The organism is Frankia casuarinae, from assembly GCF_000013345.1.
Taxonomy (GTDB): Bacteria; Actinomycetota; Actinomycetes; order Frankiales; family Frankiaceae; genus Frankia; species Frankia casuarinae.
Genome location: NC_007777.1, coordinates 703,283 through 726,867 on the forward strand (window position 1 = coordinate 703,283; position 23,585 = coordinate 726,867).

Sequence of the window (23,585 nt, forward strand, 5' to 3'; positions counted from 1 at the left end):
GTCTTGTCATCGATTGCATCGCGATATATCGTGAGCCTACGTGATGGAGCGTGAGCGGATTGCTCCGGTCGCGCCGATTCGAAGGGAATGATCATGGTTTCACAGGTGATGCCGGGCCCATGGGGCCACTGGGGATGCGAGGCCGGGTTCGGCCCGTCCCGGCTGCGGGACTTCTTCGAGGCGATGAGCGCTTGGGGGCAGTGTGGTGGCCGGTCGGAGGCGGTGGCCGGCGAGCAGGACCACCCCGAGAGCGGTCGGGCCGGTCGCGTCGGCCGTGGCGGCCACGGTGGGCATCGTGAGCACGGTGGGCATCGTGAGCACGGTGGGCATCGTGAGCACGGTGGGCACGCGGGAGGCGGGCCGAGAGGCCGCCGGGGCGGACCGGGCTGGCCGTTCGGCGGCTTTCCCGGTCCGGGGTTCGGTCCGGGCTTCGGCGGCCCCGGCTTCGGTGGCCCCGGCAGCTTCGGCGGCCGTGGGCCGAAGGTGGGGCGGGGCGACGTCCGGGAGGCGCTGCTCGCGCTGCTGGCCGAGGAGCCCATGCACGGCTACCAGATGATCCGCGAGCTTGCGGAGCGCAGCGGTGGCATCTGGCGGCCGAGCCCGGGGTCGGTCTACCCGGTCCTGTCACTGCTGGCCGACGAGGGTCTCGTGCGCGCGGAGGAGGCGGAGGGCAAGCGAGTCTTCCATCTCACCGACGCCGGGCGGGCGCACGTCGAGGCACGCGCAGGGGAGCGCAAGCCGTGGGAGACTGCTGCGGCGGCGGTCGATGACGATCTCACCAGTTTGCGAACGCTGGCGTTCGCCGTCGGTGCGGCCATCGTCCAGGTGGCCCAGGCCGGAGACGAAGCGCAGATCGCCGCGGCGCGGTCCCTGCTCGCCGAGACCCGCCGTGGTCTCTACCGGATCCTCGCCGGGGACGACGTCGAGCCCCCGATGAGACCGGAGGGTGCCGCCACGGGCACCGGCGCGGACAAGGGCCGCACCGCTCCCGATGGCGACAGCTAAGGACGACGGCAACGGCGGATCGGCCCCAGGGCGGGCTGCGACGCACTGATCGGCGAAGCGTTGATCAGCGGGGCGCGGGCGCCCTCGGCGAGATGGGCGTGAACCGGCTGGCGGGGACCTCACCGGCCACCCCGGTGCCGACGGCGGCGCAACACCGCGTTTGTGGGAACCTTTCCGGGTGGCGGTGGTGGGCGTCGGAGTGGACGTGGTGGATGTCGACCGGTTCGCCGCGACGCTGGCGCGCACGCCGGGCATCGCGATGAGGCTGTTCACCGCGACCGAACGCGGCCTCGCCCGGCCTGAGCGGTTGGCTGCCCGGTTTGCGGCGAAGGAGGCGGTCGCCAAGGTTCTCGGCGCACCCCCCGGTCTCGAGTGGCACGACACCGAGGTTGTTCTCGGTACCGGGGGGCGACCGTCGTTACGGATCATCGGCACGGTGGCCGCCGCGGCGGCCCGGCTCGGCATCGCGTCCTGGCACCTCTCGCTCACCCACGACGGCGGCGTGGCCGTGGCGATGGTCGTCGCCGAGACCTGAGCACGGTCGGGTCCGGTGGGTCCGGTGGGTCCGTGCCGGCCTGTCGGGCGCCCGCGGATCGGAGCGGGGCAGCATGTCGGCATGCGCAATGCCCATACGGTCGAACAGGTTCGAGGTGCCGAGGCGCCGCTGCTCGCCTCGCTGCCCCCCGGCGCTCTGATGCAGCGGGCGGTGCACGGGCTCGTCGCGCACGCCGCACGACGCCTCGGGCGGGTCTACGGTGCCCGCGTCGTCGTGCTCGCCGGCGGTGGCGACAACGGTGGTGACGCCCTCTGGGCCGGAGCGCGGCTGGCCGCCCGAGGGGCGCGGATTGATGCGGTGGCACCCGGCCGCACCCACCCGGAAGGCACCGCAGCCCTGCTTGCGGCCGGTGGCCGACTGCACCATCCGGGTCCGGTGGTGGGCGCGGGCGGTCCGGCGGGTGCGGGGCAGCCGATCGACGATGAGCGGCTGCGTATCCTGTTCGCCGCCGCCGATCTGGTGCTGGACGGGTTGCTCGGCATCGGGGGCCGGGGCGGGCTGCGCGAGCCGTACGCCCGGCTCGCCGTTCTGGCACCCCCCGAACGGACGGTGGCGGTCGACGTCCCCAGCGGGGTGGACGCGGACACCGGGGCCGTCGCGGGGCCGGCGGTCCGGGCGAGCAGTACCGTCACCTTCGGTACCCGCAAACGCGGCCTGTGGCTCATGCCCGGTGCCGCCCACACCGGCCCCGTCGAGCTGGTCGACATCGGACTGGACCTGCCTGAACCCGACCTGTGCGCTCTCGACGACGCCGACGTCGCCGCGGCATTGCCCGTTCCCAGCCCGACGGCGTCCAAGTACAGTCGCGGGGTCCTCGGCCTCGTCGCCGGCAGCGACGCCTATCCGGGCGCCGCGGTGCTCGCGGTCGGCGGCGCGCTGCGTGGTGGCGCCGGGTACCTGCGGGTAGTGACCGCGGGGCACGCCGAGAAGGTCGCGGGCGAGGCCGTCGGCGCGGTCGTGAGCAGGGCCGGCGATTTCGTGCGGATGGCGCATCCCGAGGCCGTCGTGACCGTCATCGAGGCCGGTGACGCCGACACGATGCTGGCCGCCGGCCGGGTCCAGGCCTGGGCGATCGGCCCAGGCCTGGCGCCGGGACCCGCGGTCCGTACCCTGCTGACGGCGTTGCTGGCGACGGACCTTCCGGTCCTGGTCGACGCGGGGGGCCTCGACCCGCTTGCCGAGATCATCGCGGCGCGGCCCGCCGTCGCCGAGCGGGCGGCGCCGGTGCTGATCACACCGCATGAGGGCGAGTTCCAGCGGTTCGTCTCGGTCGCCCTTGGCCGGGACGCGCAGGCCACCGTCGCCGAACTCGCCGACGATCGGCTCGCTGTTCTCCGGCGGGCCGCGGCGGCGACGGGAGCGGTGATCCTGCTCAAGGGCGCCCGCACACTCGTCGTGCGGCCGGATGGATCGGCGCTGGTCAACACGACCGGATCGGCATGGCTGGGGACCGCCGGGACCGGTGACGTGCTGACCGGCCTGATCGGCTCGCTGCTCGCCGCCGGGCTCGCCCCCGCGACGGCCGGGGCGGTCGGCGCCTATCTGCACGGCCGGGCCGCCGAGCGGGCCCCGGCGCCGCTGGCAGCGAATGATCTGCCCGCCCTCCTGCCCCAGGTCATCGGCGACCTGCTTGACCGGCGACGGATGCCACGCGGAGTAGCGTGACGGCGTGACCGAACAGCGAGCCGGTTCTCCGGCCGGGAATGATCTTCGTTCCTGTGCCGTCATCGATCTCGACGCGGTCCGCACGTCGGTGACCGCCCTCGTCGCCCGGGCAGGCGACGCCGCCACCATGGCGGTCGTCAAGGCTGACGGCTACGGCCACGGCATGATCCCGTGCGCACGGGCGGCCCTGGAGGGCGGGGCCACCTGGCTCGGCACGGCGTTCCTTGAGGAGGCGCTCGCCCTGCGCGCGGCCGGGTTCACCGTCCCGGTGCTGTCCTGGCTCGCGGCGCCCGGTGAATCGTTCGCCGCCGCCATCGCCGCGGATGTCGACCTGTCCGCGTCCGCGGGCTGGGCGCTCGAGGAGGCCGCCGCCGCGGCCCGGCGGACCGGCCGTACCGCCCGGGTGCACCTCAAGGCGGACACGGGCCTCGGCCGGGCGGGAGCCACGGAGGCCGACTGGCCGGCGCTGTGCGACGCCGGGGCGGCACTCGAGGCCGAGGGCGTGATCGAGGTGATCGGTGTGTGGAGCCACTTCGCGTTCGCCGACGCCCCCGGGCATCCCACGGTGCAGGGTCAGATCGGGCGTTTCCGGGATGCGATCGACATCGCCACGAAGGCGGGGCTACACCCGTCCGTGCGGCATCTGGCGAACTCGGCGGCTACCCTGGTCAGCCCGGAGGCGCATTTCGACCTGGTTCGACCGGGAGTGTCCGTTTACGGACTGTCCCCGGGTCCGGAGATCGGGCCGCCGGCGGCCTTTGGCCTGCGCCCCGCGATGACGCTGACGACGCACGCCGCGTTGACCAAGCGGGTACCGGCGGGAACCGGCGTCTCCTACGCGCACCGGTACACGACAACACGCGAGACGACGCTCGCCGTGGTGCCGCTGGGCTACGCCGACGGCATCCCCAGGTCCGCGACGAACACCGCGGAGGTGCTGTTCGGCGGGCGGCGCCGACGCATCGCCGGCACGGTCTGCATGGATCAGTTCGTCCTCGACGTGGGTGACGACCAGGTGGCGGCCGGCGACGAGGTGCTGCTCTTCGGCCCCGGCGACCGCGGCGAACCGACCGCGGACGACTGGGCCGCGGCGCTGGGCACCATCAACTATGAGATCGTCAGCCGGGTCGGGGCTCGGGTCCCCCGCCGCTACGTCTGACGGCCCGCCGGGCGGCGCCGGACGAGTCGAAGATGCGGGATGCGGGATGCGGGCTCAGCCGCAGCCGCCGGGGCCGCAGGCACCGCCGGAACCGTGACCGCCGGTGGGCGACACGTGGCCGCCGAGCGAGCCGCGCTCCATCCGCCGACGCACGGGACGGGAGACGGCGGCCTCGCGCTCGGCCTCCTCGAGGCGGGAGCGGGTGGTCAGTGTCAGCATCACCGGCCCGGCCGGCACCGGAGCCGGAGCCGCGGCGCCGGGGCCCTCGGCCGGCTCGGTGTCGTCCGGCACCCCTAGTGCGGCGGCGCGCTCCGGGCCCGTCAGACGACGGCCTGCGCTCGCCGGGATGTCCTTGCTCCTGTGCCACCTCAGCCGCACGATCTCCGCCTCCGGTCCACACTCGCTGATCGATCTGATCCCACTGGATCCGTCCGCTCCCGGCTTCTCGATCCAGCCGATCCAGCCGATCCAGCCGGGGCGGCACTTCCACGGTAGTCGGCCCGCTCCCACCCGGTCCGGTGGACGTCGGTGCTGTGGCCTGCGCCCGGCTTGTCGTCTTCACGACATTTGTCGTCTTCGCGACGCCCGGTGCCGTCGCGACGCGTCGCACCGGCGTGGATCCGGTGCTGTGGGGCGGGGCTCATCCCCTAGACTCGGCCCGGAGTCGTGACTGGCGCATCGAGGTGGAACTGACCACCGGGGAGCGATCGAGCGGAACGGTGCCGCGCGCCTGGGCACCCCCGGCCGGATCAGACCTGCCGGAGGTCAAGGTGCATCAACCACCGATTCCCCACCTCGCCGTCGCCGATCCCGAACTCGCCGGTCTCGTCGAGGCCGAAGCCACGCGCCAGTTCTCGTCGATCAGGCTGATCGCGTCGGAGAACTACGTCTCTACCGCGGTGCTGGAGGCGTCCGGCTCCGTGCTGACCAACAAGTACTCCGAGGGCTACGTCGGTCGGCGTTACTACGAGGGCCAGCAGGTCATCGATCCGATCGAGACGCTTGCGGTCGACCGTGCCAAGGCGCTGTTCGGGGTCGAGCACGCCAACGTCCAGCCGTACTCGGGTTCCCCGGCGAACCTCGCCGTCTATCTGGCCTTCGCCGAGCCGGGGGACACCGTGATGGGCCTGTCGCTGCCGATGGGCGGCCATCTGACCCACGGCTGGAGCGTCTCCGCGACCGGCACGTGGTTCCGCAGTGTCCGGTACGGCGTGCGCGCCGACACCGGCCGCATCGACCTGGACGAGGTGCGCGACCTCGCTCTGGCCGAGCGTCCCAGGATTATTTTCTGCGGCGGTACGGCGATCCCTCGGACGATCGACTTCCCGGGGTTCGCCGCGATCGCGCGGGAGGTCGGGGCGGTGCTCGTCGCGGACATCGCGCACATCGCCGGGCTGATCGCGGGTGGGGCACACCCCTCGCCGGTGGGGCACGCCCCGGTGATCTCCACCACCACGCACAAGACGTTGCGCGGCCCGCGTGGGGCGATGCTCCTCTCCGACGCCGAGCACGCCACCGCGATCGACAAGGCGGTGTTCCCGGGCCTGCAGGGCGGGCCGCACAACCACACCACCGCGGCGATCGCCGTCGCACTGCGCGAGGCGGCGGCACCCGCGTTCCGCGACTACGCGCACGCGGTCGTGGCGAACGCCCGCGCGCTGGCCGAGGCCCTGGTGGAGCGGGGCTTCGACCTGGTCACCGGCGGTACCGACAACCATCTGATCCTGATCGACCTGACCAGCAGGGACATCGGTGGCAAGCCCGCGGCCCGGGCGCTCGACCAGGCCGGGATCGAGCTGAACTACAACGCGGTGCCCTTCGACCAGCGCAGGCCCTTCGACCCGTCCGGTATCCGGCTGGGAACCGCCGCCATCACCACCCGCGGTCTGGGGGTCGGTCACATGCCGGTGCTCGCCGGCTGGATCGACGATGTCGTCAAGGCCGCCGTGGTCGGCGACACCGCGACCATCACCCGGGTCCGGGAGCAGGTCACCGAGCTGACCGCAGCCTTCCCGATGCCGGGCTTCGCCTGAGCACGGGATCCGCGCACAGGACCGGTGATCTTCCCCGGCCGCGCATCCGACGTCCCCAGGTCCCGGCCGACGCCCCCCACGTCCCGGCCGGGGGGCCCGTCGGCCGGCGTGGCCGGGTGCATCATCGGTGCAGAAGAGGCACCGAGGAGAGGTGGCGCCGATGGCGAAGACCGTGGGTGCGATCGCGGGTTCCCGCACGGCTCGGGCCACGGGATCGCTCGGGGTGGTTGGTGCCGCCGCCGTCGCGGCGGGCCTGGTCGCCGAGCGGCGGATGATCCGCCGTCGGCGTGAGACGGCCGATCTCGCGTCCGACGCGCGGATGGGGCCGATCGGGGGCTGGGTCACCACCGTGATCGCGGGGGACGGTGTTCCGCTGTATATCGAGGAGACCGGCCCGTCGGACGCCCCGGTGACGCTGGTGTTCGTCCACGGGTTCTGCGTCACGGCCGATTCCTGGATCCTGCAGCAGCGGGCGCTGACAGACCTCGGCCGGATGGTCTTCTACGATCAGCGGGCGCATGGGCGTTCCGGGCCGTCCGAGGTCAAGAACTGCACTATCGACGCACTCGCCGACGACCTCTTCCGGGTGATCACCGAGCGGGTCCCCCGGGGGCCGATTATCCTGGTGGGCCATTCGATGGGCGGCATGACGGTGCTGGGCCTGGCCGACACCCACCCGGAACTGTTCGATGACCGCATCGTCGGGGTGGCCCTGCTCGCCACCAGCGCCGGTGAGCTGGCCCGGCTGACCTTCGGGCTGCCGGCGTCGGTGACCGGGGTGGTCCGCCGCGTTCTGCCGGGTTTCGCGGTTGGTATGCGGCACGCGCCGAGCCTGCTCGAACGTGCCCGGCGGCGGGGCAGCGACCTGTCGTGGGAGCTGACGCGGCGCATCGGGTTCGGATCGACCGAACTGCCGCCGTCGGTGGTCTCCTTCCTGGAGACCATGGTCGCGGACACCCCGATCCCGGTCATCGCGGCGTTCCTGCCCACCCTGCTCGACCACGATCGGCTCGCGGCGGCCGAGCGACTGGCGGAGATCCCGACCGTGCTCATCGTCGGGGACGTTGACCTGATGACCCCGCTCGCCCACAGCCGTACCCTGGCGGAGGCGTTGCCCCGGGCGGAGCTCATCGTCGAGGAGGGCGCCGGGCACGCCATCATGCTGGAACGCCCGGACGTGGTGAACGCCGCAATCCGGGAGATTGCGCGGCAGGCGACGGCGCCACGCGCCATGCCGCGCCCGCGGTCGGGGTCGGCACAGACAGGCCGGTCGGCGCCGGCACAGACAGGTCGGTCGGCGCCGGCACAGACAGGTCGGTCGGGACGGACCGGTCGGTCGGGGTCGGGACGGACCGGTCGGTCGGCGCGGTCCGAGACATTCTCCGTCTCCCCACGCGGGCCCCGGAGCGAGGCGACGACGGAAGGCGCATGAACACGGTCGAGGTGTCCACGGCGGAGCGCATGCGGGAGTTCGGGGCCTGGTTGGCTACCCTGCTGCGGCCCGGGGACCTGCTCGTGCTCTCCGGCCCGCTCGGCGCGGGCAAGACGGTTCTGGCCCAGGGGATCGCGGCCGGGCTGGGCGTGCGGGAAACGGTCACCTCGCCGACGTTCGTGCTTGCCCGGATCTACCCGGACGGGCGGATTCCCCTCGTGCACGTGGACGCCTACCGGCTCGGTGGGGTCGTCGAGGTCGACGATCTCGACCTCGACGCCGACGTCGACACCTCGGTCACCGTGGTCGAGTGGGGTGCCGGTCTCGCGGAACGTCTCACGCAGGATCATCTGGAGATCGTGATCTCCCGGCCACGTGCCGACGAGGTCGGGGAGACTCGGATAGTCCGCCTCGTCCCGTCCGGGGCCAGCTGGATCGAACGGCTGCGCGCACGTGCGCCGGTGAGTTGAGACTCCCCGCATCGACCCGCCGCGCGCGGCGTGACATCGGTGGCATCGTGGTGGTGGGGTGGGTGCCCGCCGTGGTCGGCGAGGCGATCCGTAGTCTGGACGAGTGCTGGTGATGGCTCTTGACACATCCACGGCAGCGTGCTCGGTTGCGCTCGCCGAGCTGACGTCGTCCGACCCCGCGCGGCCGGTGAGTGGGACGGGTGGTGAGCGCGCCGCGCCCGGGGTGCACGTGTGGCCGCGAGCGGTCATGGTCACCGTCGACGCCCGCCGCCACGGGGAGCTGCTGGCGCCGTCGATGCGCGCGGTGCTCGCCGAGGGGGGTGCCCGCCCTACCGATCTCGACGCCGTGGTCGTGGGCGCCGGTCCCGGGCCGTTCACCAGTTTGCGGGTCGGGATGGTGACCGCCGCCGCCTTCGCCGACGCACTAGGCGTGCCGGTGCACGGGGTGTGCTCGCTGGATGCCATCGGTGCCGCCACCGGCGGCTCCGTCGCCGTCGTGACGGATGCCCGTCGGCGCGAGGTCTTCTGGGCCTGTTACCGCGACGGGGTGCGGGTCGGCGATCCGGCCGTTGGCCGTCCGGCCGACGTCGTCCGGTTCCTGCGCGGCCTCGGTGTCGACCGCGTCGTCGGCCCGGGAACGGTGCTCTACCCGGAGATCTTCGCCGAACTCGCCGGTACCACGGCCGGTGCCACCGCCGGGGAGGTGCCCGCGCCCGGCGCAGGTCAGCCGGACGACGGCTATCCCCGGCCAGAGCTGCTCGTCGGTCTCGCCGGGGCCGACGTGCTGGCCGGGCGCGCTCCCCAGCCCCTCGTCCCGCTCTACCTGCGGCGGCCGGACGCGGCCGAACCGCACACACCGAAGCCGGTCACGGTTTGACGCAGCCGCGACCACACCCCGCCGGTCCGGATGGGCCGGATCTGCTCCTGGCTCCGATGCGCTGGTGGCACGTGGCGATGGTCGCCGAGCTGGAGCAGACGGTATTCGACATCGATCCGTGGACGGCCGAGCTGTTCTGGTCCGAACTCGCGCAGGGCGAGCAGCGGCGGTACCTGACGGCGCTGTGGCGTCCACAGGGCGTCCCGACGCACGACACGTCCGCGATCGTCGGTTATGCGGGGCTGGCGCTCGCCGAGGACGGCGCCTACATCCAGACGATCGGCGTCGTGCCCCGGATGCGCGGGCGGGGGGTGGGCGCCCGTCTGATGATCGCCTTGCTGCGCGACGCCCGGCGGGCCGGTGCCCGCAACTGTGGGCTGGAGGTCCGCACCGACAACCAGGCGGCCCGTGCTCTCTACAGCCGGCTTGGCTTTGTCGACATTGGGCTGCGCCGCGGTTACTACCAGCCTTCCGGTGGAGATGCCTACGTGATGCGGGTCCGGAAGATCGACACCGTTGGTTACGCGGAGCTGCTCGACCGCGTCGAGGCGACGTTGCTCATCACCTCTCGGGTCGAGCCCTGACACCCGCCTGACCCCACCGTCACCAGGCGGTACAGCCCGGCCAGCCGTCCTCTCCTCGTATCCCGCCGGCGTCCCGGCCTGTCTACGGCCGGGCGCGCGACGGGTGGGGCGGACGGCTCAGACGGAGGCGCGTAGCCGAGCCGCGGCCGCCGCCTCCGCCTTGGAGCGCTGGAACAGGTCGATGAACTCGGCCAGCGCCGGATTCACCGGGGCGAGCGTCATCTCGACGCGGATGAACTCGATGTCCGTGGCGCCGAGTGCCGCCAGGATGTGTGCCACGTAGGGCTGCTGGTGATCCCAGCCCTCCTTGGGTGTGCCTGGCCCGTAGGACCCGCCCTGGGCGGTGACCACCGTCACCTTCTTGCCGGTGAGGGCGCTGTCGTCCGGAGCCTGCCGCACCGTGCGTCCCATGACGATGATCTGGTCGATCCACGCCTTGAACGTCGACGGCACCGCGTAGTTGTACATCGGTACCGACAGCAGGTACTCGTCTGCCGCCTCCACCTCGGCGATCAGCTCCTCTCCTTTCTTGACCGCCTCGGCTTGCTCCGCCGAGAGCTGCTCGGGCGGGGTGAACCTCGCCGACACGGTCGCCCAGTCCAGGTGCGGAGGAGGGGTGACAGACAGATCACGATAGGTGATGATCCCGTCTGGGTGCGCCTCGCGCCAGGCCTCGGCGAAGATGGTGGCGATCGATCGGGACGTCGAGCTCTCGGTGGCGAGGCTCGAGTCGACGTGCAGCAGGTGCGGCATCGGGGGAACCCTCCATCATTATTCGATCATCAATATGATCGATCTTCTTTGACGGGAAGATCGGATTCATGGAACATCTTAACAGTAGATTGTCTACTTAAGCACTTATATCGCGGTAGATTATTCCTCTGTGGGCCTGTACCTTGTGAGGGTGAGCGACGCGGCGGTGGCCGCCGGGCTTCCCCCGGGGCTGGAGAGCCTCCCCGACGGCCCGGGGAAGGACCTCGGCTGGCTATTGGGGCAGGTGCGGTACGGCTATGCGGCCGCTTCGGCCGCCGCCGTCGGCCGGGTGCCCGGCGGGCTGCGTGGGCTGCACGTTCTCGGTGCCGCGGTCGAGGGTGAGGCGCGCAACCAGATCGAGGTGGCCCGTCGGTTCGGCATCGACCGGACGGTGATGGTCCGCCTGGTCGATGATCTGGAGCGGGCCGGCCTGGTTGAGCGGCACCCCGATCCCGCGGACCGGCGGGCCCGGATCATCACCGCGACGGAGCACGGGGTCCAGTTGTACCGGGCCAGCCAGGAGGATCGGCTTCTCGTCGATCAGCACGTGCTCTCCCCGCTGACTGCGGCGGAACGGGCGACCTTCATCGATCTGTTGCGGCGTGTCGCTGCCCACATGCTTGCCGTGGACCCCACGCACGGAGCGGCCGCCTGCGACGCCGCCAGGCGGGAGATCGACGCGCGGGACATTGGGATGGCGTGCGCACCGGACGGGACGTGCCCCGGTCAGTCGGCCCCGTCCGACGGGTAGTCCTGTTCCGCTTGGCGGTCCCTTTCCGATGGGTGGTTCGGCCTCCGGGTGATCCGGCCCTGGCCGGGTGCCGGACACGGCCCGGACGCGGCAGTGCCGGACGCGGCCGATCAGTGCGGCGGGTGTACCTGCTCGAACTGCCAGGTATGCGGATCGCCGTTCGCCAGCTCGGCCGGTGGCTTCGGCAGCGGACAGCGGGTGTCCCCGGTGGTCTGTACGGACATGCCCGCATCGGGCGGCGTCCGTAGCATGATGACGACGAGATCCTCGCCCCGTTGGCTGCTGACGTAGACCTCGCCGTCCCGCCCCGCGAGCGCATCGATCGCCCAGTCCCGCAGGCCGCTCGCCCGGCCGGGCGCCGCCTTGGCCTCCCACATCCAGATCATGTCCTCATGGTGCCCCCCATGTCCCCGGGTGCTCATGTGCTCATGGGGCCTCGTGGCGCCGGGCGCCGACCGGCGGGAACGGGCCGTCGCGAAGGAGAGCCGGGCCTTGGCCAGGCCGGCTCGGGACGACCCGAATTCCCGCCGTCTTGACAGATCCGACCGTCTTGGTTGACGTCTGCGGCGCGGGTGCTAAGTTGGCACTCGGCACGTGAGAGTGCCAGCGACAACAGGCGCCTGTTCACCCGCGACGGCAGGCCGCCAGGGTCGCTCTCTCATCCAGCGCAGGAAGGGGGAGGTCGATCGTGACGACCGCCACCAAGGTTGCTATCAAGCCGCTCGAGGACCGCATCGTCGTGCAGCCCTCCGACGCGGAGCAGACCACCGCGTCCGGGATCGTGATTCCGGACACGGCGAAGGAGAAGCCCCAGGAGGGCATCGTTCTCGCGGTCGGCCCGGGTCGGTTCGAGGACGGCAAGCGCGTCCCGCTCGACGTCAAGGTCGGCGACGTGGTGCTTTACAGCAAGTACGGCGGCACCGAGGTCAAGTACTCGGGCGAGGAGTACCTCGTGCTCTCCGCTCGCGACGTCCTCGCGATCATCGAGAAGTAGGTCGCTCGCCGGTAGCACCAAGGGGCGCGTCCCGCTGGCGGCCGCCCGGTTTCCGCCGGGCTCGCCGGCGGGGCGCGCTCCTGCTGTTTTTCACCGGTATTCGGTGTCGGGAGGACAACCAGGTATGCCGAAGATTCTGACGTTCAACGAGGACGCCCGCCGCGCGCTCGAGCACGGGGTGAACGCCCTGGCCAACGCGGTCAAGGTGACGATCGGCCCGCGTGGTCGCAATGTCGTCATCGACAAGCACTACGGCGCCGCGACGATCACCAATGACGGGGTGACGATCGCGCGCGAGATCGAGCTGGAGGACCCCTACGAGAACCTGGGCGCCCAGCTCGCGAAGGAAGTCGCCACCAAGACCAACGACGTGGCTGGCGACGGCACCACGACGGCGACCGTGCTAGCCCAGGAGATGGTGCGCTTCGGTCTCAAGCAGGTGACCGCGGGGGCCGCCCCACTGACGCTGAAGCTGGGCATCGAGGCCGCCGTCGAGGCCGTCTCCGCGGCACTGCTGAAGCAGGCCATCGAGGTCAACTCGAAGGAGACCATCGCCCAGGTCGCCGCCATCTCCGCTCAGGACCCGCAGGTCGGGGAACTGATCGCCGAGGCGATCGACAAGATCGGCAAGGACGGCGTCATCACGGTCGAGGAGAGCCAGACCCTCGGGCTGGACCTTGAACTGACCGAGGGCATGCAGTTCGACAAGGGCTACATCTCGCCGTACTTCGTCACGGACGCCGAGGCCCAGGAGGCCGTGCTCGAGGACGCCTACGTCCTGCTCTACCCGGGCAAGATCTCGGCGCTGAACGAGATCCTGCCCGTGCTGGAGCAGGTCGTCCAGGAGCGCAAGCCGCTACTGATTATCGCCGAGGAGGTCGAGGGCGAGGCCCTGTCCACCCTGGTGGTGAACTCGATCCGCAAGACCTTCCAGGTCGTCGCGGTCAAGGCTCCCGGGTTTGGGGACCGCCGCAAGGCACTGCTGCAGGATATCGCCGTGCTCACCGGCGGCCAGGTGGTGGCCTCGGAGGTCGGTCTTTCCCTCGACGCGGTGACGTTGGCCGACCTGGGCCGGGCCCGGCGGGTCGTGGTGGACAAGGACAACACCACCATCGTTGACGGGGTTGGCGAGGCCTCCTCGATCGCCGATCGGGTGCGTCAGCTCAAGCAGGAGATCGAGGTCAGCGACTCCGACTGGGACCGCGAGAAGCTGCAGGAGCGGTTGGCCAAGCTCGCCGGTGGGGTCGCGGTCATCCGCGTCGGCGCCGCCACCGAGGTGGAGCTCAAGGAGAGGAAGCACCGCCTCGAGGACGCCGTGTCGGCTACCCGCGCGGCCATCGAGGAGGGCATCATCGCCGGCGGCGGTTCCGCGCTCACCCACGTGGCGTCCGTGCTCGATGACGGGCTCGGTCGCACCGGGGACGAGCTCGCCGGGGTGCGGATCGTGCGCCGCGCGCTCGACGCCCCGCTGTCGTGGATCGCGCGCAACGCTGGTCTGGAGGGCGCGGTCATCGTCTCCAAGGTCAAGGAGCTCGAGCCGGGTCGTGGGTACAACGCGGCCACCGGCGAGTACACCGATCTGATCGCGGCCGGCGTCATCGACCCGGTCAAGGTCACCCGGTCGGCGGTGGCGAACGCCGCCTCGATCGCGGCTCTGCTCATCACCACCGAGGGCCTGGTCGTCGAGAAGCCGGCGGAGCCCGCTCCCCAGGACGGCCACGGCCACGGCCACGGGCACAGCCACCCGCAGGGCCCGGGTTTCTGACCGGATTGGCGTCGTGGGGCCCCGCCGGGTGCGGCCCGGCCCCCGGGCCCCGGTACGTCCGGAGCCCGGTCGGTCCCAGAGGATCGACCGGGCTCCGGCGCGTTGGGCCGTCGGCGCGTTGGGTCGCTGCCGGGTCACTCACCCGTCGTGGGTGATCCAGGAGACCAGGACCGGATATCCCGACCCGTCCGCCTATCGGCACCCGGCGGCCCTCCTTCAGCAGGCCGGTGCGAGTCCGGGGCGGGCCGGGGTGCGTCTCGCGGCCCCCCGCCGGGAGCGGCCGGTGAGGATCGCATCCCGTTCGGACTCGCTCAGCCCGCCCCATACGCCATAGGGCTCCCGGGCGGTCAGCGCGTACTCACCGCAGTCGCGGATGACCGGGCAGCGGGCGCAGACCGCCTTGGCCGCGGCCTCACGGGCGGCTCTGGCCGGCCCCCGTTCGCCCTCCGGGTGGAAGAAGAGCTCCGTGCTCTCACCACGGCACGCCCCGTGCAGCTGCCATTCCCACTTTTCCGCGCCGGGGCCTGGAAGTCGTCGGACGTCGGTCATCGGTCTGAGCCCCCTTTCGACCTGAGCGGCAAGCGCCGCCGCTTCACCGTAGTACTGGGCCACCCTTTGGATGATCTTGAAATTTCACCCGGGTGAGCCTGCGTCACGGGTCGTTCCGCCCGGCCGTTACACGGTCGGGAAGTCCCTGGATGTCCAGGGATCTCAGGCGGATCAGGGTCCGAGTCGGCCGCGGGACTCCCGGCCGGCGCCGTGTTCCGTCATGGCCGACCGACCGCGCCGGATCCGCAGGTCCGGCGGAACTTCTGTTGACGGTCGAACGCCTACCCCGGTGGTCGGCCGGTCACACGGCCTGAGCGGGAATTAGCGTGGCCACCGCCGGCCGCGCTCTGCCGGCGCGCGGCATCCACCCCGGCCGGGGTCATCCCCGGCACGCGGGATCTACCCGGCCGGGTGTCCGGCCAGGCGGCGACGCGGGGCCGCCTCAGCGCGAGTCCGCCTCCGAGGCGGCGGACGCCTCGTAGATCCCGTCGGCGAAGCCGCGAGCGTACTCCCAGCTGACGTAGCACGACGGGTTCGGCGCGAACGCCGGCTCGTGGACTCTCGTCCGCCCCTCGTTGAGAAGGTTGCGCAGGTTGCCGACCAGCAGGTCCCAGTCGAAGAAGTGGGGCTCGGCGCAGCCCTCGCAGTCGACGACAAGGCCGCGGTAGCCGCGCGGCTCGAGCAGCGTGCGGAAGACGTCGAGGTCCCCCAGCTCGGCGAGGACTTCCTCCCGCTCGTGCAAGGACAGCGGTTCGAGCAGGTCGAGGTCGTCAACGGAGTCGAGGCGCGCGAGCTCGGCAGCCGGATCCTCGGGGTCGCCCGCGAAGGGGTCGACAGGCTCGTCGCTCACGACGACCACGCTACGCTTGCCCGGACTGCTTAGTGGTCCCGATCCGGAGTCTCGGCACCGATGTGCGGCCCTCCGGACATGGTCCGTCGTGGTCGGTCCGCTGTTCTGCCGGGCGCGTGGGTCCGGATCAGGCACGTTGGACGGCGCTGTGGTATAGGAAGATGTCATCCATGGCGATGTCGGTCACGCCGGAACCGCCGATAGGTGCCGGTGACCTCTACGATGGAGTCCGTGCCGCCGCTCGGTGCCCGATTCTGGTAGCCCAGTTCTGGTAACCCGGTTCTGGTAGTAGGTAGACTTTTTCGCCGTTGCGCGCGGCCCGTCACTCCAGGACGGCGGGCGGGCTCGTGCCGCGGCGTCGGTCTGGGTCCGCGGCCTCGGTCAACGCGGAATGGAAGGTGCCATGAACGGTCCCCTCGCCACCGATTTCACGTTGCCGGCCGGGGTGGGCACCCACGTCGGCGCGCGTCCCGACCTGCTGGGGGCCGAGGCCGCCGCGGTACCGCCGAAGCTGGCGATGCTCGGGCTGACCTTCGACGACGTGCTGCTGCTTCCGGCCGCCTCCGATCTGGTACCGGCGGAGGCGGACACGACGACCCGCCTGTCGCGGAGCATCGATCTCGCCGTGCCGTTGGTGTCGTCGGCCATGGACACGGTGACCGAGGCCCGCATGGCCATCGCGATGGCGCGCCAGGGCGGGGTCGGGGTGCTGCACCGCAACCTCTCGATCGACGAACAGGCGCAGCAGGTCGACATGGTGAAGCGTTCCGAGTCCGGGATGATCACCGCGCCGGTGACCTGCGGACCCGGCGCCACCCTGGAGGACGCGAACGTCCTCATGGCGCGGTACCGGATCTCGGGTGTCCCGGTGACGGAATCCGACGGCAGGCTGGTCGGCATCGTGACGAACCGGGACATCCGCTTCGAGCGGGACTACTCGCGTCGAGTGCAGGACGTCATGACTCCGATGCCGCTGATCACCGCACCGGTGGGCGTCTCGCCGGAGGACGCGCTCGCCCTGCTCCGCCGCCACAAGGTCGAGAAGCTGCCGATCGTGGACGAGCGTGACCGGTTGCGCGGTCTGATCACCGTCAAGGACTTCACCAAGCGGGAGCAGTACCCGCATGCCACCAAGGACACCGACGGCCGGCTGATGGTCGGCGCCGCCGTCGGCGTGGGGGAGGATGCCTACAAGCGCGCCCAGGTCCTCGTCGCCGCCGGGGTCGACTTCCTCGTCGTGGACACCGCGCACGGGCATCATCGAGCCGTGCCCGACGTGGTGCGCCGGATCAAGACCGACATGCCGACCGGGGTGGACGGTCGGCCGCTCGACGTGATCGGTGGCAACGTGGCGACCGGAGCCGGCGCGGCGGCGCTGATCGCGGCCGGGGCGGACGCCATCAAGGTCGGGGTCGGGCCCGGCTCGATCTGTACCACCCGGGTGGTGAGCGGCGTCGGCGTCCCCCAGGTCACGGCCATCTACGAGGCATCGCGCATCGCCCGGGAGCACGGTGTGCCGGTGATCGGCGACGGCGGCCTGCAGTACTCGGGTGACATCGCGAAGGCCATCGCCGTCGGCGCCGACACGGTCATGCTGGGCAGCCTGCTGGCCGGTGTCGACGAGAGCCCGGGAGAGTTGATCTTCATCAACGGCAAGCAGTACAAGGCTTACCGGGGTATGGGCTCACTCGGCGCCATGCGTAGCCGCGGCGGCGCGCGGTCGTACTCGAAGGATCGGTACTTCCAGGACGATGTGCTCTCCGATGACAAGCTGGTTCCCGAGGGCGTCGAGGGCCAGGTGCCCTACCGGGGTCCGCTGGCGGCCGTGGCCCATCAGCTGGTCGGCGGTCTGCGGGCGGCGATGGGCTACACCGGCTCGCCCACCATCCGGCGGATGCAGGACGAGGCGCAGCTGATCCGTATTACCTCGGCGGGGCTGATCGAGAGCCACCCCCACGACATCCAGATGACCGTCGAGGCGCCAAACTACAACTCCGCGCGCTGACGCCATCGCGTCGCGCGACCGACCAGGCCGTCGCCGGGCCGTCGCCGGGCCGTCCCCAGGCCGGTGACGGCCGTCGTGTCTCGGGCGCGGTCACCTCGGCAGGGTGGGACGAGCCGGTGGCCACCCGATCGGATGGTCACCGGGATGTTCGGTCAGTCGTGGAGCAGATACGTCAGTTTTCCGGTCGGCACGAGCCCGCCGGCCCAATCAGGAGGCGCCAGCAGTGGCAGAGGTCGAGATCGGCATCGGCAAGAGCGCGCGGATCGCGTATGGTCTCGACGCCGTCGGCATCATTCCGTCCCGTCGGACCCGTGACCCGGCGGACGTCTCGCTCGCCTGGGAGATCGACGCCTACCGGTTCGACCTGCCGCTCGTGGCCGCTCCGGCCGACGCGGTGACCTCACCCGCGTCGGTGATCGCGCTCGGCCGGCTCGGTGGTCTCGGTGTTCTGCACATCGAGGGGCTGTGGACCCGGTACGAGGAGCCGGAGAACCACATCGCCGAGCTCAGCAAGATCGGGGCCGCCCAGGGCCCGGACGCGGCGACCGAGCGGCTGCGCGCGTTGTACTCCGCGCCGGTCCAGCCGGGGCTGATCGCGCAGCGTCTCACCGAGCTTCGGGACGCGGGGGTGGTCGTGGCCGCGGCGCTGCGTCCGCAGAAGGTCAAGGCCCTGTGCCCGCACGTGCTGGCCGCCGGGATCGATCTGCTCGTCATCCACGGTACGGCGGTCTCGGCGGAGCATCAGTCCCGCCGCAGCGAGCCGCTCAACCTCAAACGGTTCATCGGCCAGCTGGACATCCCGGTGCTGGTTGGCGGGTGCGCGTCGTTCTCCACCGCACTGCACCTCATGCGCACCGGGGCGGCCGGTGTCATCGTGGGCGTCGGGTCCGGCTTCGGTGACCGCACCCGGGACGAGCTCGGGGTCGGCGTGCCGCTTGCCACCGCGATCGCGGATGCGGCCGGTGCGCGCATGCGTTATCTCGACGAGTCGGGCGGCCGCTACGTCCACGTCGTCGTGCATGGTGATCTTCGGACTGGCGGCGACGTCGCGAAGGCGGTGGCCTGCGGCGCGGACGCGGTCATGGTGGACGCGGCGCTCGCGGCCGCACGGGAGGCCCCGGGCCAGGGCGGGGCCTGGCCGATGGACGTGCTGCACTCCGACCTGCCGCGGGGACGCTGGTCGCCGGTGACCCCGACCGGGACGCTCGCGCAGATCGTGACCGGTCCGGGCACGGCGACCAGAACCGGTGTCCTCAACCTGGCCGGCGGTCTGCGCACGGCAATGGCGACGACGGGATACGCAACTTTGAAGGAGTTCCAGAAGGCGGAGATCATGGTGACCGCCGGTCCGTGACCGACGACGCACGTCATGCGTGGTCGTCGGGCGTCCCGCGAGGCGGTAGCCGTCGCGTGAGGTGTCGCTCGCTGATGCGCGAGCTCGACGGATGTGCCCATGGTGTGTCACCACCGGCGGTACCCGGTCGATCCGGCCTCTTACCCGACATGGCACCCTGGAAGCGGTCCGTCTCCGGCATGAAGGACGACAGATGCGCCTCGACGAGCACGGCCGTTGGGTCAGCGACGACGGTGCCTACGTCTGGGACGAGGCTGCCCAGACCTGGCAGCCGTCATCGGCAGCGCCGCCGGCTGGTTCGTCGGCCTCGGCGCGATTCGGCAACCATCCCGGTGGGCCCGCCTTCGGTGCCGGTCCGGCCGGGGAGCCCGGGTCCGGTCGGGTCGGGTCCGAGGTAGGAGCGCAGGGCGGTTCGTTTGGTGGGCGGCCCGGTGCTGCCGGCTCGTCGCCCGGTGCCGGACCCGGTGCCGGACCCGGTGCCGTGGAAGCGGCTCCGGCACCGCCGAGTTGGGGCGGGGCGCTCACCGATCCACCCCGCACCATGGGCGGGGTGGTGGCCACGCCGTCAGAGCCGGACGCGCGGGGGCTGGCACCCTACGGCCCCACCGGCCAGCGCGGCCGGTGGGGGGAACCGGCCGCGGACGTCATTGCACCGCACGGGCCGTCGGAGCGGGGCGATCTGACCGGTCCGGCCCGCCGCGCGGGTGCGGCGGATCCCGTCGATCCGGTGGCTGCGTCCGCCGGGCCGGCCGCGGCGCAGACGACCTGGGGCGACGGCGACTCGACCGGCGAGATCCGGCGTGTCGGGGGCTTAGCGGCGACGTACGCCCCGTCCGCCGGCGGTGCGGCGGACGGCACATCGCGGTGGGACGACGATCCGGACGACGAGCCGGGGCCGTACGCCGGGTCGTTCGACGAGCACGACAGTGGATGGGCACCGTCCGGGCCCATCTCCCGGCGCGGGGCGACGGCTCGGCGTGAATCGACGGCTCGGCGCGGGGCGACGGCCCGGCGCGACGAGGCCGGCGGGCTGCCGGCACGGGTCACCGCGTTCGTCCAGCACGTGCGCGACCGTCCGCCGTTGCTGATCGGCGCCGCCGTCGTTCTCGTCTGCCTCGGGCTCGGCGTCATCGGATTCCTCGCCCTCGGCGGCGGTGGATCGGACTCCGGGACCGCGGCCGGCCCGGCCGCGGCGGAGAAGGGCCGTTACTCCCCGGAGGTCCGTCAGGCATATCTCAGCTCGTGCCTCGACGTCAGCAACGGTAACGAAGGCTATTGCACCTGCACGCTGGAGAAGTTGGAAGCCGGCTACACCCAGGAGGAGTACCAGCGGTTCAGTGACAACGTCCAGTCCGAGTCGTCGCAGCGCATCGTGCGGGAGATCTATGCCGCCTGCCGTGACAAGCGATGACGATTACCAGTGTACAGTGGGCTGATAGAACTATTGTCAGATGCCTGGATGAGCTACGGGACGACGGACGAGAGTGCTATTGCTTTTTCGTCGGTGATGTGATAGGACGTCCTTCGCGCATCGGTGGGCGGTCATGGCGGTGCGATTCTCCGGGACACATCCCGAGACCGCCCCTGCCGGAGCGAGGCTGCTCCACGTGCATTCGTCCGGCTGGGCGGGGGACCCGGCGGCGTGACCAGATCACACATTTACCCGACGCATGTCCACACGATGACTGCCCGCATCGTGCTGACCAGGGGGGGCAGGAGATGCCGCCCTATGATCAAATACAGCGGTTCAGCGGCCATGATGCCTGAAGCTGGGATAACGTCGCCGACGCCCGGCGCCCGCACCCGGAGGCGGGTGATAGTTCTGTGACGACCTATGACACCGACCGCAACGGTGCCACGGGGCGCCCGGCTGCCCCCCGTCGTGACGACGATTTCTTCGCGGTGGAGCGGGTGGGCGAGCAGGCAGCCCGTCCTGTCTCCCGTGAGCCCGCGCCCACATCCTGGGATCCGAACCCCCGGTCCCGGCGTGAGCCGGCGCCGGGACCGCGACCAGCCATGCCGCCGGCAGGCGGCGGTGCGCGTCCCGCCGATCCCTTCGACGTGACCACCACCTGGGACGGTCCGGCGCCGGGACCCGCCGGTGGACGCCCGCCGGGCATCTCGGTGACCCCCCCCGCTCCCGCGGGCCCGTCCACCCCGGCGGTGTCATCCGCCGCTCCGGTGGCTTCTCCTGCTCCTCCTGTTCCCAGGGGTCCTCGGGTTTCCGCCGGTCCGCCGCCGGCTGCGTCCCGGCCGACGTCCTACCTCCCCTCGGCCTCCCCGCCACCGTCCGCGGCGTCCAGGACGGCTACGACGCCGTCCGACCCGCAGGTGGGCGGACCCGGTCAGGAGACCTACCCGGTCCCAACCGGTCCGCCGTCGGGACCGGTGCACATGGGCCGTTCCCCACGGGCCGGCGGGGCGGCGGGAACCACCTCCGGGGCGAGACCGGGGGGTGGGGCTTCCGCGGACCCGTTCACCGGTGGGTTTCCGATCTCCGCCCGACCGGTTCCCGCGCTGCCGTCCCGGGCCGTTCCCACGTCGCCGGCGGACCTCAGGGGAGTTCCGGGCCAGTCGGGCACCCCGAGCCGGGTCACCGGCCCGGCCTTCCCGGTGGTGCCCGAGAGCTTTGGCGTGACCGCCGCCGCGCCGCCGTCTGATGCCGGGCCCCAAACCGCATACTCCTCGACGGATCCCTGGAACGGGCACAGCTCGCCCCGTGTTCAACTGCCCCGTGTTCAACTGCCCGGTGTGGGCACGCCCGCAGTGGGCCCGGGCGCCCCGAACCGGGAGGCCGGCGAGGTCCGTCCCGGTGGCGGCGGATCCGCTGGTCCGGGCGCGACCTCATCAACTCCGCCCCGCGGATTCGGGGGCGCGGAAGCCTATCTGCCGGGATCGGCGTCGAGTCGTCCCGGCAGGGACCCGGGTCCGGGAAAAAGGGGCCCGAACGGCGGTTCCGGGGTCAATGGCGGTTCCGGGGTCAATGGCGGTTCCGGGGTCAATGGCGGTTCCGGGGTCAACGGCGGTTCCGGGGTCAACGGCGCCGGGGGCCTCAACGGCCTTCCCGTGGGTAAGGCCGCCGGCGGGAACGGCGCGTTCCCCGCCTCCGCCGACCTCACCGTCGGCCGGCAGGGCCCGGCCACCGGGGGCCTGCCCCCACACTTCCGCCAGGACCGTCTGCGCTCCCGCCAGGATCGTCCGCGGGACCCCCGCGACGGCGGAGCGGATCTTGCAGGCTGGCGGACTCCCCTGCCCGGCACCGGAGATGCCGTCCGTTCTCTCCCGCCCAACGGGCCCAACGGGATCGCCGGACTGGTCCCCGGCCGCCAGGACCCGCTCTCCGGACCGCTCCCGGTGGCCCGGCGACGATCGCCGGTGGAGGCTGCGACGGGGAGCGACTGGCGGGTGCCGGCGAATCGGGTGTCTGGACCGAGGGACTCGTTGGCCGGTCCGACCGACCGGCTGTCCGGCCAGAACGGGCCGTCCGCTCCGGCCCGCGGCCGGGCGCTCGCGGCCCCGGAGCGGCGGGCGGCTGCCGAGGTCGACGCCGATGCGTCGCGGGCCAGCGGCCGGCCCGGCGACCTGGCTGTACCTCGGGTCGAGGAGACGATGACGACCGCTCGTCCGCTGTACCGGCCAGACGCCTCCGCGTTGCCGGCCGGGACCGGTGCGCGTGGCCTGGTCGGAACTCCGTTGTCGCCGGTGGGGCGCCGACCCGAGTCTCCCTCGGAGAGGACGTCCCTGGTGCCCCGGCGGGGATCGGGAAAGGCCAGAGGTGCCGGCGCCGCGCCGGATGACGACAGCGGCTGGCAGCCCTCCCGGTCGGTGCGCAAACCGAGTGGTCGCAGTGTGCCTGCCGACCGCCGCCGCACCCCGAATCCGGTGACCGACACCAACAGTCTCCAACCGGTCTCGGCTCCCCAGCCCATCCGGTCATCAGGATCGACGCGATCGGGTGAGGGGGGTGCGGCGAGCGCCGGCGAGCGCCGGCGTGGCACCGCGGACCGGGCCGGTCGCGCGGGCGGAACCGGCGCCAGGAGCCGTGGACATGCTGGCCGGCATGAGGAGGGCGCCGGGGTCGGCGGCCATTCCGGGCCCGGGCGGCGGGCCTACGGACGTGATGCCCGCGCGGTGGGGCTGCGGGAACAGGGGGATGCCCGGGATGAGCCGGAGGGCGAGGACTTCTCCGGCGAGGATCGCCTCGCCTGGCTTCGTCAGGATTGGATCGGTCCTTTGGCCGTTGCGTTGGTCCTCGCGTTGCTCGCGGTCGGCGGCTATGCACTCCTGCGCGGCGATGGCGGCGGCAAGAGCGCGCCGTCGGTTTCGCCGGCTCCCCCCAGTGGCTCGCCGACGCCCACCACGACCAGCCCGGACGCGATCAATGGCAAGGCGATGATTGATGGCAGTTGGGAATGCCGGCTGGTTACCGGGACGAATCCCCTGAAGCTGTCCGACAATGTCGTCGGTGTGCTCGTGGTCGAACGGACCGCCGGTGCCTACAGCTGGGACGGCACCGCCGGTCAGTACACGATCACGCCGGTGGCCGGTAACGACGGCGGGAATGTGATCGGCAACGTGAAGTTCACCAGCGGGCCACTGAAGGATCTTTCGGGGGTGCACATCGCCAAGCCCGGGGCCGGAATCCGCGACAAGGCGCAGGGCACGCTGGAACTCACCGCGAGTGGCAGCGCACCGCACCGATACTGCGGGGTGAACTGAGGAGATCCATCCCCACGCTGACGGTAAGTGAAACACCGATATGTCGGATCTAAGGCGCCTCTGG

The 23,585-nt window shown here is 71.8% G+C and carries 21 protein-coding genes and 1 riboswitch; of the genes, 16 read left to right on the forward strand and 5 right to left on the reverse strand.

Annotation, left to right across the window (positions count from 1 at the left end; genetic code table 11):
• Positions 1 to 93 precede the first annotated feature (93 nt).
• The 4 genes from FRANCCI3_RS03105 to alr all read left to right on the forward strand — a co-directional run bounded on the left by FRANCCI3_RS03105 (position 94) and on the right by alr (position 4,385).
• Positions 94 to 1,005 (forward strand): PadR family transcriptional regulator, encoded by a 912-nt coding sequence (locus FRANCCI3_RS03105; protein ID WP_023839785.1) that lies wholly within the window; start codon positions 94 to 96, stop codon positions 1,003 to 1,005.
• A 178-nt stretch (positions 1,006 to 1,183) separates the two neighbouring features.
• Positions 1,184 to 1,540, forward strand: coding sequence for a holo-ACP synthase (locus FRANCCI3_RS03110; RefSeq protein ID WP_011435073.1), 357 nt, complete (start codon positions 1,184 to 1,186; stop codon positions 1,538 to 1,540).
• Positions 1,541 to 1,621: 81 nt separating this feature from the next.
• The gene (locus FRANCCI3_RS03115; RefSeq protein WP_011435074.1) at positions 1,622 to 3,226 is read left to right on the forward strand and encodes an NAD(P)H-hydrate dehydratase; all 1,605 of its coding nucleotides are present in this window, start codon (positions 1,622 to 1,624) and stop codon (positions 3,224 to 3,226) included.
• A gap of 4 nt (positions 3,227 to 3,230) precedes the next feature.
• The gene (gene alr, locus FRANCCI3_RS03120; protein WP_011435075.1) at positions 3,231 to 4,385 is read left to right on the forward strand and encodes an alanine racemase; all 1,155 of its coding nucleotides are present in this window, start codon (positions 3,231 to 3,233) and stop codon (positions 4,383 to 4,385) included.
• A 54-nt stretch (positions 4,386 to 4,439) separates the two neighbouring features.
• Here alr and FRANCCI3_RS03125 read toward each other — a convergent pair whose 3' ends face one another.
• Complete coding sequence (locus FRANCCI3_RS03125) at positions 4,440 to 4,763, reverse strand: hypothetical protein (RefSeq protein ID WP_011435076.1); 324 nt, start codon at positions 4,761 to 4,763, stop codon at positions 4,440 to 4,442.
• A 278-nt stretch (positions 4,764 to 5,041) separates the two neighbouring features.
• A riboswitch (ZMP/ZTP riboswitch) is annotated at positions 5,042 to 5,128 on the forward strand.
• Positions 5,129 to 5,155: 27 nt separating this feature from the next.
• Between FRANCCI3_RS03125 and glyA the strand changes: the two genes are divergently transcribed.
• From glyA to rimI, 5 genes are all read left to right on the forward strand, one after another.
• Positions 5,156 to 6,418, forward strand: a complete 1,263-nt coding sequence (glyA, locus tag FRANCCI3_RS03130; RefSeq protein WP_011435077.1) for a serine hydroxymethyltransferase — start codon at positions 5,156 to 5,158, stop codon at positions 6,416 to 6,418.
• Between the two features lie 160 nt (positions 6,419 to 6,578).
• Complete coding sequence (locus tag FRANCCI3_RS03135) at positions 6,579 to 7,850, forward strand: alpha/beta fold hydrolase (RefSeq protein ID WP_011435078.1); 1,272 nt, start codon at positions 6,579 to 6,581, stop codon at positions 7,848 to 7,850.
• On the forward strand, positions 7,847 to 8,320 hold the full coding sequence (tsaE, locus tag FRANCCI3_RS03140) for a tRNA (adenosine(37)-N6)-threonylcarbamoyltransferase complex ATPase subunit type 1 TsaE (protein WP_011435079.1): 474 nt from the start codon (positions 7,847 to 7,849) through the stop codon (positions 8,318 to 8,320). Before FRANCCI3_RS03135 ends, tsaE begins: the two co-directional genes overlap by 4 nt.
• A gap of 112 nt (positions 8,321 to 8,432) precedes the next feature.
• Positions 8,433 to 9,197 carry a tRNA (adenosine(37)-N6)-threonylcarbamoyltransferase complex dimerization subunit type 1 TsaB gene (gene tsaB / locus FRANCCI3_RS03145; RefSeq protein ID WP_011435080.1) on the forward strand — a complete coding sequence of 255 codons (765 nt, stop codon included), beginning with the start codon at positions 8,433 to 8,435 and terminating at the stop codon, positions 9,195 to 9,197.
• Positions 9,194 to 9,781 carry a ribosomal protein S18-alanine N-acetyltransferase gene (rimI, locus tag FRANCCI3_RS03150; protein ID WP_011435081.1) on the forward strand — a complete coding sequence of 196 codons (588 nt, stop codon included), beginning with the start codon at positions 9,194 to 9,196 and terminating at the stop codon, positions 9,779 to 9,781. The genes tsaB and rimI overlap by 4 nt, the downstream gene beginning before the upstream one ends.
• A 117-nt stretch (positions 9,782 to 9,898) precedes the next feature.
• Here rimI and FRANCCI3_RS03155 read toward each other — a convergent pair whose 3' ends face one another.
• Entirely contained in the window at positions 9,899 to 10,534 is a 636-nt protein-coding gene (locus FRANCCI3_RS03155) for an FMN-dependent NADH-azoreductase (RefSeq protein WP_011435082.1), read from the reverse strand.
• A 151-nt stretch (positions 10,535 to 10,685) separates the two neighbouring features.
• On the opposite strand from FRANCCI3_RS03155, the gene FRANCCI3_RS03160 reads away from it, so the two are divergent.
• Positions 10,686 to 11,285: a MarR family winged helix-turn-helix transcriptional regulator gene (locus tag FRANCCI3_RS03160; RefSeq protein ID WP_035940864.1), complete on the forward strand. Its 600-nt coding sequence runs from the start codon at positions 10,686 to 10,688 to the stop codon at positions 11,283 to 11,285.
• 110 nt (positions 11,286 to 11,395) lie between these two features.
• Here FRANCCI3_RS03160 and FRANCCI3_RS03165 read toward each other — a convergent pair whose 3' ends face one another.
• The gene (locus FRANCCI3_RS03165; protein ID WP_011435084.1) at positions 11,396 to 11,671 is read right to left on the reverse strand and encodes a hypothetical protein; all 276 of its coding nucleotides are present in this window, start codon (positions 11,669 to 11,671) and stop codon (positions 11,396 to 11,398) included.
• A gap of 299 nt (positions 11,672 to 11,970) precedes the next feature.
• Between FRANCCI3_RS03165 and groES the strand changes: the two genes are divergently transcribed.
• Positions 11,971 to 12,279 (forward strand): co-chaperone GroES, encoded by a 309-nt coding sequence (groES, locus tag FRANCCI3_RS03170; RefSeq protein ID WP_035729604.1) that lies wholly within the window; start codon positions 11,971 to 11,973, stop codon positions 12,277 to 12,279.
• 124 nt (positions 12,280 to 12,403) lie between these two features.
• Positions 12,404 to 14,044 (forward strand): chaperonin GroEL, encoded by a 1,641-nt coding sequence (gene groL / locus FRANCCI3_RS03175; RefSeq protein WP_011435086.1) that lies wholly within the window; start codon positions 12,404 to 12,406, stop codon positions 14,042 to 14,044.
• Positions 14,045 to 14,260: 216 nt separating this feature from the next.
• On the opposite strand, the gene FRANCCI3_RS03180 is transcribed toward groL, so the two are convergent.
• Together FRANCCI3_RS03180 and FRANCCI3_RS03185 are read right to left on the reverse strand one after the other, a co-directional pair.
• Entirely contained in the window at positions 14,261 to 14,593 is a 333-nt protein-coding gene (locus tag FRANCCI3_RS03180) for a WhiB family transcriptional regulator (protein ID WP_011435087.1), read from the reverse strand.
• A 442-nt stretch (positions 14,594 to 15,035) separates the two neighbouring features.
• Positions 15,036 to 15,452, reverse strand: a complete 417-nt coding sequence (locus FRANCCI3_RS03185; protein ID WP_023839779.1) for a DUF5319 domain-containing protein — start codon at positions 15,450 to 15,452, stop codon at positions 15,036 to 15,038.
• Between the two features lie 394 nt (positions 15,453 to 15,846).
• Here FRANCCI3_RS03185 and guaB point away from each other — a divergent pair, with 394 nt between their 5' ends.
• The 4 genes from guaB to FRANCCI3_RS26645 all read left to right on the forward strand — a co-directional run bounded on the left by guaB (position 15,847) and on the right by FRANCCI3_RS26645 (position 23,521).
• Entirely contained in the window at positions 15,847 to 17,448 is a 1,602-nt protein-coding gene (gene guaB, locus FRANCCI3_RS03190; RefSeq protein WP_023839778.1) for an IMP dehydrogenase, read from the forward strand.
• A gap of 223 nt (positions 17,449 to 17,671) precedes the next feature.
• Positions 17,672 to 18,802 (forward strand): GuaB3 family IMP dehydrogenase-related protein, encoded by a 1,131-nt coding sequence (locus FRANCCI3_RS03195; RefSeq protein ID WP_011435090.1) that lies wholly within the window; start codon positions 17,672 to 17,674, stop codon positions 18,800 to 18,802.
• 193 nt (positions 18,803 to 18,995) lie between these two features.
• The gene (locus tag FRANCCI3_RS03200) at positions 18,996 to 20,213 is read left to right on the forward strand and encodes a hypothetical protein (protein WP_011435091.1); all 1,218 of its coding nucleotides are present in this window, start codon (positions 18,996 to 18,998) and stop codon (positions 20,211 to 20,213) included.
• A 1,655-nt stretch (positions 20,214 to 21,868) separates the two neighbouring features.
• On the forward strand, positions 21,869 to 23,521 hold the full coding sequence (locus tag FRANCCI3_RS26645; RefSeq protein ID WP_157858555.1) for a hypothetical protein: 1,653 nt from the start codon (positions 21,869 to 21,871) through the stop codon (positions 23,519 to 23,521).
• Positions 23,522 to 23,585 lie beyond the last annotated feature (64 nt).

What these genes read in the sequence shown, in the direction of transcription:
- FRANCCI3_RS03180 (WP_011435087.1), bottom strand. Translation starts at nt 14,593, where the DNA reads ATGACCGACGTCCGACGACTTCCAGGCCCCGGCGCGGAAAAGTGGGAA.
- FRANCCI3_RS03200 (WP_011435091.1), top strand. Translation starts at nt 18,996, where the DNA reads ATGCGCCTCGACGAGCACGGCCGTTGGGTCAGCGACGACGGTGCCTAC.
- tsaB (WP_011435080.1), top strand. Translation starts at nt 8,433, where the DNA reads ATGGCTCTTGACACATCCACGGCAGCGTGCTCGGTTGCGCTCGCCGAG.
- FRANCCI3_RS03165 (WP_011435084.1), bottom strand. Translation starts at nt 11,671, where the DNA reads ATGATCTGGATGTGGGAGGCCAAGGCGGCGCCCGGCCGGGCGAGCGGC.
- groL (WP_011435086.1), top strand. Translation starts at nt 12,404, where the DNA reads ATGCCGAAGATTCTGACGTTCAACGAGGACGCCCGCCGCGCGCTCGAG.
- tsaE (WP_011435079.1), top strand. Translation starts at nt 7,847, where the DNA reads ATGAACACGGTCGAGGTGTCCACGGCGGAGCGCATGCGGGAGTTCGGG.
- FRANCCI3_RS03115 (WP_011435074.1), top strand. Translation starts at nt 1,622, where the DNA reads ATGCGCAATGCCCATACGGTCGAACAGGTTCGAGGTGCCGAGGCGCCG.
- FRANCCI3_RS03135 (WP_011435078.1), top strand. Translation starts at nt 6,579, where the DNA reads ATGGCGAAGACCGTGGGTGCGATCGCGGGTTCCCGCACGGCTCGGGCC.
- FRANCCI3_RS03105 (WP_023839785.1), top strand. Translation starts at nt 94, where the DNA reads ATGGTTTCACAGGTGATGCCGGGCCCATGGGGCCACTGGGGATGCGAG.
- FRANCCI3_RS03155 (WP_011435082.1), bottom strand. Translation starts at nt 10,534, where the DNA reads ATGCCGCACCTGCTGCACGTCGACTCGAGCCTCGCCACCGAGAGCTCG.
- guaB (WP_023839778.1), top strand. Translation starts at nt 15,847, where the DNA reads ATGAACGGTCCCCTCGCCACCGATTTCACGTTGCCGGCCGGGGTGGGC.